Genomic DNA, 12,839 nt, shown 5'->3' with positions numbered 1-12,839 from the left:
TTTCACGCTCAAACTGCTTATTATACAATGGACTACAAAAGAATATTACAAGAAATAACCACCGAGTTAAAAGACCACGTTTCAACAGGCGCTGTTACAAACACGATTCCTGAATTAGCGAAGGTTGATCCTAAAAAGTTTGGCATGCATCTTACAACAATTAATGGTGCAAACTATGCGGTGGGAGATAGTCAAGACCGATTCTCTATTCAAAGTATTTCAAAAGCTTTGACGGTTGCGCTTGCTTTTTCTTTTAGTGGTGAAAAGATTTGGAAGAGAGTAGGAGTCGAGCCGTCAGGAACTGCTTTTAATTCGTTGATTCAATTGGAATACGAAAAGGGAATTCCACGTAATCCCTTTATTAATTCAGGTGCAATTGTCATCGCAGATATGCTCGTTTCATGTTTAGAAAATCCAAAGGAAGATTTCCTGCGTTTCATACGTGTGATTTCCGGGAATCCAGAAATCACATTTAATCTTGCGGTTGCGCAGTCAGAGAAAGACACTCGTTTTCGTAATGCGGCTTTAGCTAACTTTCTAAAATCGTTTGGGAATATTGAAAACGATGTTGACGAGGTTTTAGATTTTTATTTTCACCAATGTTCGATCGAAATGAATTGCTGCGAACTAGCAAATGCTTTTTTCTTTTTTGCTAATGAAGGAAAGACGCGTGAAGGAAAAGCTATTTTGACGGCGAGTCAAGTAAAAAGGCTAAATGCAATTATGCAAACATGCGGGTTCTATGATGAATCAGGAGAGTTCACTTATAAGGTAGGTTTACCTGGTAAAAGTGGCATAGGAGGTGGAATTGTTGCTTTGTATCCTAAGGAGTTTGTTGTGGCTACTTGGTCACCCAAATTGAATAAAAAAGGAAATTCAGAGCTAGGGATGCATGCCTTAGAATTACTTACTACAAAAACAGAAATGTCGATCTTCTAATTTTAGCCCAGATGGAAACGGCATCCTTTTTTATTTATTCTTATAAATGAAAAAGATATAGTGTACAGCTGGAAATAGCTCCTAATATTTCTTAAAGTAACTCAAACGTGAGCCAAATTGGAATATGGTCTGAGATTTGACGAGCAAGTAAAAGTGAATTAAAATGGGTATAAAAATGTAGTACACCCGCTTCAATTTTCTGCACTTTTTTAGTAAGATAATAAATATTATCGAATTCGGAAGCAAGACAATTTCCATCTTTACAACTGCGTTTTAGAGATGTTTTTTGATTTACAAAACTAGGTAAGTATCCCATTTTTTTTATTGGATTAAAAACAGAATGCGATTGCGGACAATTAAAATCTCCTGCAAATATGAGATTCAAACTAGGGTATTCTTGAGGCAAGAATTTGAAATACTTAATTTCAGTTTCTGGCTGTTTGCTCTTAGTTATCGCATGAAAATTCACTACAGTAAATGTTTTTCCTTGCTTACTGAAAGTAGCAAAAAAAGGTTCTCTATCAATTTGGTTTTGGAATTTAATCTCTAGCCACGACTTGCCTATTTTTTTAACCTTGCTTGGCTTCCATAAAAATGCGTAGCGTTCTGTTTTATACGCACTGCTCACCGTGGGAGGGCTTACTTCATAATTCCATTGACTCCCTTTGCGGTTCAGTGCATCGACTAATTTGGCTACTGCTTGAGCACCTCCATAACCGGCAACGACTTCTTGAATAGCGACTATGTCAAAATTGCGAATAGTTCCTGCGATATATGCTATTTCTGCATCGGTTTTAGACTTTCCTAAGTTTTCAATATTCCAAGAAAGTAGTTTGACTTGTGAGAATACCGTAGTGCAAATTATAAATAATAAAAAGGTGAAGTTTTTTCTCATTTTAGGGATTGGGCTCTTTTTAAAAATGACTGCAAAGTTGAATTTGTAAGTGATGTCAGTTAAATAGTAATTTGTATAAGTCAACTTGTTTTTGAAAGCACCATGTTCTATAACAAAATAATCTTCTAGGAAAAACAACTTAGGTACATACTAAAAGGACGGTCAGCGAGTTGCTAACCGTCCTTCTAAATTATATATTGAGTGCTTTTATTTATGCTTTTTTCTTGGCTGTAAAAACAAAGTAAAGTCCGATTACTATAAAAGGAATACTCAACCACTGTCCTGTTGAAAGTATGTTTCCTAAGTCGCTTTCAAAACCACCTTGACTTTCTTTAACAGATTCTACAATAATTCTCACAGTAAATAATAGGGTTAAAAATAATCCAAATAAATATCCTGATTTTAAACGAGCATCTGTCTTCCAGTATAAGAAAAACAATGTTGCAAAAACAAATATATAGCAAAACGCTTCGTATAATTGTGCTGGATGTCTTACTGGAACTTGCGCAAGAATTGCAGAAAATTGTGGGTTGTTAGCAATAGCTCCGTATGCAGCATTATAATCGTTAATTTGGGTAAGTTTCATCGCTTCTAGAGGTGAAAACTGTTCGCGTAAAAATTTAATTCCGAATGCAGAAGTAGTTTCTTTTCCAATGATTTCAGAATTAAAAAAGTTTCCTAAACGAACAAATATAGCACCACTCGCTACAGGAATTACTACTCTATCCAAGATCCATAGTAATGGTTTATTTAAAACTTTTTTACTAAAATAGTACATCGCTAGTATGATGGAAATAGCTGCTCCGTGGCTTGCTAATCCTTGAAAACCTGTAAACTCCCAGCCGTCAATGAAACCAAATAATGTAGCGTTTACATTTTCTCTAATTGGTAAAAAGATTTCGACTAAGTGATTTCTAAAATATTCCCAATCATAGAAAAGTACGTGTCCTAATCGCGCACCAATTAACGTCGCAAGAACAGTCCATATAAATAATGAATCTAATTTTTCAATCGACTCACCCTCACGTTCAAAGATGTTTTTCATGATATACCAGCCTAGTCCGAATGCAATTACGAACATAAGACTGTAAAAACGAATCACAAAGAAACCTAAGTCGATTCCTTCCATTGGATTCCAAACAATATTTAAAGCGTGTGTCATTATTTTTAATTTTTGGTAAAAATACATTATTTGTTAACAGTGCAACATTTTAGATGATGAATAGTTTAAATGTCTTATAAAGAGAAACTCATCAGTGGTTGCAATTTTTTTTAGGAACGGGATCATATCCTGTTTTTCCCCATGGATTGCAGCTTACAATTCTTTTTAATCCTAAAAAGCCACCATAAAATAAGCCATGTTCCTTGAGTGCTTGAATCATATAAGTAGAGCAAGTCGGTTCAAACCGACATGAAGCAGGTGTTAATGGTGATATAACTAGCTGGTAAAAGCGCACAATCACTAAGAAAGGAAATATGAGAATCTTTTTCAGCATGGATTTTTATTTCGAAAATGTTTAAACCGAAAACGTTGTGCCTTCTTTACCGTCTTTTAATTGGATTCCTAAAACAATTAACTGATCTCTAATTTGGTCAGACAAAGCGAAGTTTTTATCCGCTCTCGCTTGATTGCGCATCGCAATCAACATGTTCACTGTCCCTTCAAGTCTATCCGTATTGCTATCTGCTACTTTTTCGTCTTCTAATCCTAAAACATCAAATACAAAAGCTTGCATTGTAGTTGTTAATATCGCTAAGTCAGTTGCAGTAACAGTCTCTTTATTGTCATTGATTAAGTTAATGTATCGCACACCCTCAAACAAGTTGGCAATTAAAATAGGGGAGTTAAAATCATCGTTCATTGCGTCGTAGCACGTTTGTCTCCAATCTTCAATGGCTAGCGAACTCGTAGCACTACTGTTTAAGTTTTTCAAAGTGTCTAATGCTTCCATCAAACGTTTGTATCCTTTTTCTGCAGCGACAATAGCATCGTCAGAGAAATCTAAAATACTTCTATAATGAGCTTGTAACATAAAAAAACGAGCTACTGATGCAGAAAATGCCTTGCTTAAAATAGAGTTTTCTCCTGTCAAAATTTCTCTAGGTAAAATATTGTTACCAGTAGATTTTGCCATTTTCTTACCATTTAAAGTCAGCATGTTTGCATGCAACCAGTAATTAACGGGAGTCTGACCTGTACAAGCTTCGTTCTGTGCAATTTCGCATTCATGATGAGGAAACTTTAAATCCATACCGCCACCGTGAATGTCAAAATGATTTCCTAAATATTTTGTGCTCATGGCAGTACATTCAAGATGCCAACCAGGGAAACCGTCGCTCCATGGTGAAGGCCAGCGCATAATGTGCTGTGGTTCGGCTTTTTTCCATAGGGCGAAATCTTGTGGATTTCTCTTGTCTGTTTGACCATCAAGATCACGAGTATTTGCTAGCATGTCCTCAATATTACGACCGCTTAAGCGACCATAATGATTGGTTTTATTAAATTTAACAACGTCAAAATATACTGATCCATTTGCCTCGTAACCAATCCCTGAATCCACGATTTTTTTAATAATCTCGATCTGTTCAATGATGTGTCCTGTAGCTGTAGGCTCAATACTTGGAGGCAGAAAATTAAATGCTTTTAATATATCATGAAAATCGATCGTATAGCGTTGCACAACTTCCATTGGTTCAAGTTGTTCTAGTCTTGCTTTTTTTGCTATTTTATCTTCACCATCTTCTTGATCGTCTACTATGTGTCCTACGTCAGTAATGTTACGAACATAGCGTACTTTGTATTCTAAATGCAATAAATACCTAAACATTACATCAAACGACATAAATGTTCGCACGTTACCTAAATGCACATTGCTGTAAACTGTAGGTCCACAAACATACATACCAATATTTCCTTCGTTGATGGGTACAAATGTTTCTTTTTCTCCAGAAAGGGAGTTGTATATTTTTAGTGTTTGACTTGTATATAAAGGCATGAATTTATTCGTTTAATTGTTTGAATTGTTTATTTGTTCAGTTGATTGACTACGAAATAAATAAACGATTTAATATTTATTGTTGAGAAAGATAGTATTTCTTTAAGCTATTGATTTGATTGCAATTTTTTTCAAGTTGCATTCTGCATAGTAAGTATTCCTCTTATGATATATAATTTAAGTCTTTCGAAATTATTAAATGATTTAATGTTTCTGTTGCTGAAGAATATGAAATAGTGAGAAAGTGAGCTTTATCTTTGTTAGTATTCCTTGAAGTGCCTTCTGCTATATTTTTTGCAATTGATGCAGAACTTCTTTTTATTTGTGTAGTTATCCCGTAGATTTCGCTAGACGGAAACTTAACTGTCATTTTATATATTGTTAATATCAATTCTCTCGGATTTTTCCAAACATCAAGTTTTTTAAATGAGAAAATATACATAATATTAAGTTTAAACAATTAAACAAATTGACAGTTAACCACTTATTTAGAATTTTGTCTCCAATTTAATGTAGTCCAAAAATTCTCTTCTTGCTTGTGGGTCTTTAAATTTTCCACCAAATTCAGAAGTTACGGTGCTACTTTCGATATCGTTAATTCCTCTAGAATTCACGCAAAGGTGTTTTGCATCAATGACACAAGCAACATCTTCAGTACCTAATGCTTTTTGTAATTCTTGAACAATTTGCATTGTCAAACGCTCTTGAACCTGCGGTCTCTTTGCGTAATATTCAACAATACGATTCATTTTAGAAAGTCCAATCACTCTACCGTTAGAGATATAAGCAACATGGGCTCTACCAATAATAGGTAGTAAGTGGTGTTCACAAGTAGAATACAAAGTGATGTTCTTTTCAACTAACATCTCTCCGTACTTATAATTATTGTCAAAGGTAGAAGCCTTCGGTTTTTTAGCAGGATTTAGTCCGCCAAATATTTCTTTTACAAACATTTTTGCAACACGGTTTGGTGTTCCTTTCATGCTGTCATCAGTTAAATCCATTCCTAGAGTCAATAGAATGCTTTCAACGTCTTTTTTTATTTTCTCAATTTTTTCGTCATCAGTAATATCAAATGCATCTTCTCTTACTGGATTTGTTGCACATGAAGCGATATGGTTATCACCTATTTCATCATGTAATTCGTCATTATTTATCATTAAAAGCTACTGTTATTGTGTGGATATTTTTAGGGCGTAAAGATAATTAATAAAAACCAAACAATTTGTAAAGGTTTTATTAATTAATGATCTCTTTTTAGAGCCGGTAAAATCAAACCAATTAAAAAGTTTTATCGAATGTAAAAAGGCAGTAACAAATGGATTGCTACTGCCTTTATTTAATTCTAAACATCGATATTTCAACTACTTTCGATGATTTTTTTATTCTTATAAGCTAAAAAAATATTATCTCGCGTTGTATGCGGTAATTGCTTCTTTTAAAATATGAACAGCTTTGATTAAGTCTTCTTTTTGTAAAACATAAGCAATTCTTACTTGATTCATACCTACACCAGGAGTAGAATAAAAACCAGCAGCAGGAGCGACCATTACAGTTTCTCCATTATAATCGTAGCTTTCTAATAACCATTGAGCAAAAGTATCTGCATTATCAATTGGCAGTTCAGCGATGCAATAAAAAGCTCCTTTTGGATTTGCTACTTTAACACCTTCGATTTTGTTCAATTCAGCTACTAGAGTGTCTCTACGTTCTCTGTATTCAGATATTACTTCGTCAAAATAACTTTGTGGGGTGTCTAATGCAGCCTCACTTGCAATTTGTGCAAATGTAGGTGGGCTCAATCTCGCTTGTGCAAATTTCATTGCAGTAGCCATTAGTTCTTTGTTCTTAGAAACAATACAACCAATTCGTGCGCCGCACATACTGTATCTTTTAGAGACCGAATCAATCATGATTGCGTTTTCCTCTAATCCAGGAATGTTCATTACTGAATAGTGAACATCACCATCATAAGTAAATTCTCTGTAAACCTCATCAGCGATTAAAAATAAATCATGCTTCTTAACTATTTCTGCTAGTTGCATCATTTCCTCCTTCGAATACAAATAACCTGTAGGATTCCCTGGGTTACAAATTAAAATTGCTTTGGTCTTTGCTGTAATTAACTTTTCGAAATCTGCGATAGGAGGTAAGGCAAATCCAGTATCTATAGAGGAGATAACCGGCACCACTGTAACACCTGAAGCAGTAGAAAATCCATTATAGTTTGCATAAAACGGTTCCGGAATAATGATTTCGTCCCCTTGATCCATTGTACTTCCCATTGCAAAAAGCAACGCTTCTGAACCTCCTGTTGAAATAATGATGTCTTCAGGATTGATAGGCAAACCTGTATTTATATAAAATTGTGATAATTTGTTTCTGTAGCTTTCAAAACCAGCAGAGTGGCTGTATTCTAATATTTTGATATCAATATTTTTTACAGCTTCAATGGCAACTTCTGGAGTTTTAATATCCGGTTGACCAATGTTCAAATGGTATACTTTGTTTCCTTTTTTCTTAGCAATCTCTGAGTAAGGTACTAATTTACGTATCGGTGATTCAGGCATTTGAGCACCTTTGTTTGATATTTTCGGCATAGTTATAATTGTTGAATTGCAAATTTGCGATTTTTTTTTCGAACTAAGTAATCGTTATCATTGTAAATATTGTTAAAATAAAATATATAGTGGTATTTATTGTTAACTTTATGAAAATGAACCATTATGAGACTTCTTGCCTTTATTGTTTTGTTATTTTTTATAAAATCTTCCTCGCAGGCACAATCAGATTTTGTTTTTAAAAATGAAAATAAACAGGTAACTATTCCTTTTCAACTTATAGACAATCTTATTTTTATTCCTTTGCTAGTAAACGGTATCGAACTCACTTTTCTTGTAGATTCTGGTGTCGAAGAAACTGTTTTATTTAGCTTAGAAGATAAAGCCGTTGAGCTTAAAAATAGAAAAACGATACGCTTGGTAGGATTAGGTAGTAAGGAAGAAGTTGAAGGATTAAAATCAGTGGGGAATACTATCGAAACTAAAAATTTTCGGTCCACTAATCATTTAGTGTACGTTATACTAAATCAAGATTTTAATCTCTCTTCACATGTGGGAATTCCTGTGAACGGTATTATTGGTTATTCTCTCCTTAAAAAGCATTTAATCGAAATCAATTATAAGAAGAAAAAAATTTTCGTGTATAATGAAAACAGTAAAATTAAAAAGAAGTTAGCTCGTCGTTATACGCAAGTACCGCTATCTATCGAGGCGTCAAAACCATATGTGTACGCTAATATAGCATTAAACAATGAAATAACGCCAGTAAAGTTGCTGGTTGATTTAGGCAATAGTGACGCTTTGTGGTTGTTCCACGACACCGAAAGCAAAATGCAAGTGCCTAATAAAAATTTTGACGATTATCTTGGGCAAGGATTTAGTGGAGATATTACAGGTAAACGTGCAAGGATTACGGGTTTTGAAATTGCGGGTTTCCAATTTAACAAACCTGTTGTAGCATTTCCAGATAGCGTTTCAACTAAACATGTAAAGATAGTTGCTGATCGAAAAGGATCTATTGGAGGAGAGATTTTTAAGCGTTTTAAAGTAGTATTCGATTATAGTAATAACAATATGTACCTTAAAAAAAGTGGTAATTTTAATCTGCCTTTTTTTTACAATAAAAGCGGAATCGAAATTAAACATATTGGAATGGAGTGGGTAGAGGAGACGGTAAATCTAAAATTTGAGTCGGCTACTTCAAGGTATAAAACAATAAAAAGTGACGATAGTAATTACAGAATTAAATTTACATTGAAACCTATTTATGTTGTGAGCGGTTTTCGACCTAACTCGCCCGCAGCAAATAGCGGACTCATAAAGGGAGATATTCTAGTACGTATAAATGGCAAAAAAATCAATCACTATTCGTTGAAAGAATTGAGTTCGCTGATAAAAACTCACAAAGAAAAGTGGCTTGTAGTGGAGGTTAGTAGGAACAATCAATTGTATAAAATCACTTTAGAACTAAAAGATTTATTATAAAAAAAGCTCTTTGAATTTGAGTTCAAAGAGCTTTGTAATTTATTTCCTATTTTGTACTAGTTGGCAACAACTTCACCTTTTATTTTTAAAGGAATTCTACCCTCGGGATAATTTACAGCGTTAGATTCTACTGTAATCGTTTTTCTAATAGGTCCCGGCACCATGTTATATTTAACTTCTATTTTTCCTGATTTTCCTGGTAATACAGTATCATTTTGCTGTGATAAGATAGTACAGCTCGATGTCGATTGCACTCCTGAAATCAGTAAAGGTGCATTTCCAGTGTTTGTAAATATAAAATAGCGTATTCCGTTGTCTTGTCCTTTTTTAACAGTTCCGTAATCAAGGGTGTTGTTATTTTCTTTAAATTCTATTTTGGCTCCGCTTTGTGCAAATCCAATACCGCTAAATAATGCTACTGCTATTACTGTGGCTATTTTTTTCATTTTTATTGTGTTTATATAGTAAATATAGTTTGTTTTAATTACTGCACAAATTTTTATTTCCCTTTTTATAGTGTACTTAATTATTTACTTTTGTTCCCACTAAGAATTACAATAATTAGACCAAAGTAAAATAAGATGTTGTTTAGAACATTTATTTCACTGTTAGTTAGTGAATTAGCTTGCTAATAGGTCGCCAAATTAATGATTAATCGAATCCAAGATACAATGACAATCCCTGCACAATTTGACGCTAAAACAATTGAAAATAAATGGTACGACTACTGGATGGAAAACAATTATTTTCACTCAGAGCCAGATCATAGAACACCTTACACCATTGTAATTCCGCCACCTAACGTGACTGGAGTCTTGCATATGGGGCACATGTTAAACAATACTATTCAAGATGTTTTAATTCGTCGCGCGCGTCTTAAAGGATTCAATGCTTGTTGGGTACCTGGCACAGATCACGCTTCGATTGCTACTGAGGCTAAGGTGGTTGCCAAGTTAAAATCAGAAGGAATCAACAAAGCTGATTTGACACGTGAAGAGTTTTTAAAGCATGCTTATGACTGGACTGACAAATATGGTGGGGTCATCTTAGAGCAGTTAAAAAAACTAGGAGCATCATGCGACTGGGAGCGCACCAAGTTTACTATGGATCCTGATATGTCAGCATCTGTAATTAAATCTTTTGTTGATTTGTACAATAAAGGAATGATTTATCGTGGATACCGTATGGTAAACTGGGATCCTGAAGCAAAAACAACTTTGTCTGATGAAGAAGTAATTTTTGAAGAAAGACAAGGTAAATTATATTTTATCCAATATAAAATTGAAGGATCGGAAGATTTCTTGACAATTGCAACGACACGACCTGAAACTATTTTTGGAGACAGTGCTATTTGTATCAACCCAAATGACGAACGTTTTACCCACTTAAAAGGTAAGAAAGCAATTGTCCCTATTTGTGGTAGAGTTATTCCTATTATCGAAGATGAATATGTTGATATCGAATTTGGAACAGGGTGCCTGAAAGTGACTCCTGCTCACGATATGAATGACAAAACGTTAGGGGAGAAGCACAATCTTGAAATTATTGACATCTTTAACGAAGATGCTACAATGAATAGCTTTGGTTTGCATTACCAAGGAAAAGACCGTTTTATAGTTCGTGAAGAAGTTGCCAAAGAGTTAGGAACAATTGGCGCTCTTGCAAAAACTGAAACACATTTAAATAAAGTTGGAACTTCTGAAAGAACTAAGGCGGTGATCGAACCAAGATTATCAGATCAATGGTTCTTGAAAATGGAAGATTTAGTGAAGCCAGCAATTCAATCTGTACTGGTTGATGGAGATATTAAACTACACCCAGCTCGTTTCAATAATACCTATGCACACTGGTTAAATAATATACGCGATTGGAATATTTCACGTCAATTATGGTGGGGACAGCAAATACCGGCTTATTTCTACGGAGATGGTAAAGAGGATTTTGTGGTTGCTGAAAATGCGGAAGAAGCTTTAGTTCTAGCAAAAGAAAGGACTAAAAACGAGAATTTAACAAGCCAAAACTTGACGCAAGATGTGGATGCCTTAGATACTTGGTTTTCTTCTTGGCTTTGGCCAATGTCGGTTTTTGGTGGAATAATGGATCCAGAAAGCGAAGACTTTAAATACTATTACCCTACAAATGATTTAGTAACGGGTCCAGATATTTTGTTTTTCTGGGTAGCGAGAATGATTATTGCAGGTTATGAATATACCGATAAAAAACCTTTTACAAATGTATATTTGACTGGTTTAGTTCGTGATAAACAAAGACGTAAAATGTCTAAGTCATTAGGAAATTCACCTGATCCTTTAGACTTAATCGAGAAGTTTGGTGCAGATGGTGTACGTGTAGGTTTACTTTTAAGCGCCTCTGCAGGAAACGACATTATGTTTGATGAAGAGTTGTGTAATCAAGGAAAAGGGTTTACTAATAAAATTTGGAATGCATTCAAATTAATCAAAGGATGGGAAGTGTCTGATTCTATTCCGCAACCAGAATCATCTAAGGTTGCTATCGAATGGTATGAGGCTAAGTTGCAACAAACTTTAGTTGATATTGAAGACAACTTTGAGAAATATAGAATTTCTGATGCTTTAATGGGTATTTATAAATTAGTTTGGGATGATTTCTGTTCATGGTTTTTAGAGATGATCAAGCCAGCATACCAGCAGCCTATTGACAGCGTAACTTTTGCGAAAGCCATAGAAATGCTTGAAAACAACTTGAAATTATTACATCCATTTATGCCGTTCTTGACAGAAGAGATTTGGCAAATATTAGCGCCAAGAACAAAAGAAGAAGCACTTATCGTTTCAACTTGGCCGGAGATGAAACCGTTTAACGCGGCTCTAATTGCTAATTTTGAAAACACAATGGAAGTAATTTCTGGAGTAAGAACGATTCGTAAGGATAAGAATATTCCGTTTAAAGATGCTATCGAGTTAAAAGCAATCAACAACGATAATGTATCTACATATTTTGATTCGGTTGTTACCAAATTAGGGAACATCACCGCATTAGAATACGTTACTGACAAAGTTGATGGTGCGTTATCATACCGTGTGAATTCAAACGAGTACTTTATTCCAATCACAGGAAATATTAACGTTGAAGAGGAAATTGCTAAACTGACAACAGAATTAGAATACACAAAAGGATTCTTAAAATCAGTTCAAAATAAATTAGCAAACGAGAAATTTGTAAACGGTGCGCCAGAGAAAGTATTGGCAAACGAAAGACAAAAAGAAGCCGATGCCTTAGCTAAAATTGAAACTATTGAAAACAGTCTTGCCGGACTAAAATAAGTCGTCAAAACTAAATTTTTTGAAACCCCTTTTTACAAGCGTAAAAAGGGGTTTTTTTATTTGTAGAATGAAGCTAACCAATAGTAAAATGAAGCTATTAGCTTAAAAATAGCACAAAGTAAAGGGTGTAATTATCCATTTTAGTGCATTTTAAAGAGTATTTATTCTTTTAAACGATATAAGAGTTGTGAGACGACTTTGGTATGTACTTTTGTAGCCTTATTGTTAAATATTACCCAAGTATTTATGAAAAAAACATATGATGCAACTGATAGAAAAGAGTATTTAGAAGGATACGCTATGGGCTTGAATCCCTTTTTATCGTTAAAGCGAAAAATGAGTAAAGCAACAATTGCTGGTTTCAAATCAGGACGTATAGATTATGAAGATAGGAACGGTCGTATTAGTAACGGAATTCCGAAACGCATCGTTACTGAAAAAATTTTAGAAGACTTTCTAATTGCAGGAATGTTTGGTTTTGATATTGATGTTGAAGGGTATACTACATTTCAAATTAATACCATTTCTAAATGGTATCAAAGTGGAACTGAAAAGTATGACCCAAAGCAATACGATAATCTGTCTGCATTATTGAATCGTGACGAAATCATTATGAGTATTGAGTAAGCTTTACTTTCGAATAAAATGAAATGAAAAA

At 34.3% G+C, this 12,839-nt stretch carries 12 protein-coding genes; 4 read left to right on the top strand and 8 right to left on the bottom strand.

The window, feature by feature from the left end; translation table 11 throughout:
- The first annotated feature begins 27 nt into the window (after positions 1 to 27).
- The gene (locus tag H603_RS0100580; RefSeq protein ID WP_026706761.1) at positions 28 to 939 is read left to right on the top strand and encodes a glutaminase; all 912 of its coding nucleotides are present in this window, start codon (positions 28 to 30) and stop codon (positions 937 to 939) included.
- Positions 940 to 1,030: 91 nt separating this feature from the next.
- Here the strand turns inward: H603_RS0100580 and H603_RS0100575 are convergent, their stop codons facing one another.
- The 7 genes from H603_RS0100575 to H603_RS0100545 form a co-directional block, all read right to left on the bottom strand.
- The gene (locus tag H603_RS0100575; protein ID WP_026706760.1) at positions 1,031 to 1,834 is read right to left on the bottom strand and encodes an endonuclease/exonuclease/phosphatase family protein; all 804 of its coding nucleotides are present in this window, start codon (positions 1,832 to 1,834) and stop codon (positions 1,031 to 1,033) included.
- A 211-nt stretch (positions 1,835 to 2,045) separates the two neighbouring features.
- A complete protein-coding gene (gene lgt, locus H603_RS0100570; RefSeq protein WP_026706759.1) occupies positions 2,046 to 2,996 on the bottom strand; it encodes a prolipoprotein diacylglyceryl transferase in 951 nt (316 codons plus the stop codon).
- A gap of 91 nt (positions 2,997 to 3,087) precedes the next feature.
- Entirely contained in the window at positions 3,088 to 3,330 is a 243-nt protein-coding gene (gene yidD / locus H603_RS0100565; RefSeq protein WP_026706758.1) for a membrane protein insertion efficiency factor YidD, read from the bottom strand.
- Positions 3,331 to 3,351: 21 nt separating this feature from the next.
- On the bottom strand, positions 3,352 to 4,830 hold the full coding sequence (cysS, locus tag H603_RS0100560; RefSeq protein WP_026706757.1) for a cysteine--tRNA ligase: 1,479 nt from the start codon (positions 4,828 to 4,830) through the stop codon (positions 3,352 to 3,354).
- Positions 4,831 to 4,993: 163 nt separating this feature from the next.
- Positions 4,994 to 5,272: a four helix bundle protein gene (locus H603_RS17640; RefSeq protein ID WP_262487945.1), complete on the bottom strand. Its 279-nt coding sequence runs from the start codon at positions 5,270 to 5,272 to the stop codon at positions 4,994 to 4,996.
- Between the two features lie 46 nt (positions 5,273 to 5,318).
- Entirely contained in the window at positions 5,319 to 5,990 is a 672-nt protein-coding gene (gene folE / locus H603_RS0100550; RefSeq protein WP_026706756.1) for a GTP cyclohydrolase I FolE, read from the bottom strand.
- A gap of 246 nt (positions 5,991 to 6,236) precedes the next feature.
- Complete coding sequence (locus tag H603_RS0100545) at positions 6,237 to 7,430, bottom strand: pyridoxal phosphate-dependent aminotransferase (protein WP_026706755.1); 1,194 nt, start codon at positions 7,428 to 7,430, stop codon at positions 6,237 to 6,239.
- Between the two features lie 126 nt (positions 7,431 to 7,556).
- Here H603_RS0100545 and H603_RS0100540 point away from each other — a divergent pair, with 126 nt between their 5' ends.
- Complete coding sequence (locus H603_RS0100540; RefSeq protein ID WP_035675103.1) at positions 7,557 to 8,876, top strand: retropepsin-like aspartic protease; 1,320 nt, start codon at positions 7,557 to 7,559, stop codon at positions 8,874 to 8,876.
- A gap of 56 nt (positions 8,877 to 8,932) precedes the next feature.
- Here the strand turns inward: H603_RS0100540 and H603_RS0100535 are convergent, their stop codons facing one another.
- Positions 8,933 to 9,322 (bottom strand): DUF1573 domain-containing protein, encoded by a 390-nt coding sequence (locus H603_RS0100535; protein ID WP_026706753.1) that lies wholly within the window; start codon positions 9,320 to 9,322, stop codon positions 8,933 to 8,935.
- Positions 9,323 to 9,547: 225 nt separating this feature from the next.
- Between H603_RS0100535 and H603_RS0100530 the strand changes: the two genes are divergently transcribed.
- Entirely contained in the window at positions 9,548 to 12,181 is a 2,634-nt protein-coding gene (locus H603_RS0100530) for a valine--tRNA ligase (RefSeq protein WP_026706752.1), read from the top strand.
- Positions 12,182 to 12,427: 246 nt separating this feature from the next.
- Entirely contained in the window at positions 12,428 to 12,808 is a 381-nt protein-coding gene (locus H603_RS0100525; RefSeq protein ID WP_026706751.1) for a hypothetical protein, read from the top strand.
- The last annotated feature ends 31 nt before the right edge of the window (positions 12,809 to 12,839 follow it).

Source organism: Flavobacterium frigidarium DSM 17623, from assembly GCF_000425505.1.
Taxonomy (GTDB): domain Bacteria; phylum Bacteroidota; class Bacteroidia; order Flavobacteriales; family Flavobacteriaceae; genus Flavobacterium; species Flavobacterium frigidarium.
The sequence above is the reverse complement of the archived record's forward strand: the minus strand, read 5'-3'. Positions and strand labels throughout refer to the sequence as shown.

Coding starts and splice junctions, on each gene's coding strand:
- H603_RS0100575 (WP_026706760.1), bottom strand. CDS start 1,834: ATGAGAAAAAACTTCACCTTTTTATTATTTATAATTTGCACTACGGTA.
- folE (WP_026706756.1), bottom strand. CDS start 5,990: ATGATAAATAATGACGAATTACATGATGAAATAGGTGATAACCATATC.
- lgt (WP_026706759.1), bottom strand. CDS start 2,996: ATGACACACGCTTTAAATATTGTTTGGAATCCAATGGAAGGAATCGAC.
- yidD (WP_026706758.1), bottom strand. CDS start 3,330: ATGCTGAAAAAGATTCTCATATTTCCTTTCTTAGTGATTGTGCGCTTT.
- H603_RS17640 (WP_262487945.1), bottom strand. CDS start 5,272: ATGTATATTTTCTCATTTAAAAAACTTGATGTTTGGAAAAATCCGAGA.
- H603_RS0100530 (WP_026706752.1), top strand. CDS start 9,548: ATGACAATCCCTGCACAATTTGACGCTAAAACAATTGAAAATAAATGG.
- H603_RS0100535 (WP_026706753.1), bottom strand. CDS start 9,322: ATGAAAAAAATAGCCACAGTAATAGCAGTAGCATTATTTAGCGGTATT.
- H603_RS0100580 (WP_026706761.1), top strand. CDS start 28: ATGGACTACAAAAGAATATTACAAGAAATAACCACCGAGTTAAAAGAC.
- cysS (WP_026706757.1), bottom strand. CDS start 4,830: ATGCCTTTATATACAAGTCAAACACTAAAAATATACAACTCCCTTTCT.
- H603_RS0100540 (WP_035675103.1), top strand. CDS start 7,557: ATGAGACTTCTTGCCTTTATTGTTTTGTTATTTTTTATAAAATCTTCC.
- H603_RS0100525 (WP_026706751.1), top strand. CDS start 12,428: ATGAAAAAAACATATGATGCAACTGATAGAAAAGAGTATTTAGAAGGA.
- H603_RS0100545 (WP_026706755.1), bottom strand. CDS start 7,430: ATGCCGAAAATATCAAACAAAGGTGCTCAAATGCCTGAATCACCGATA.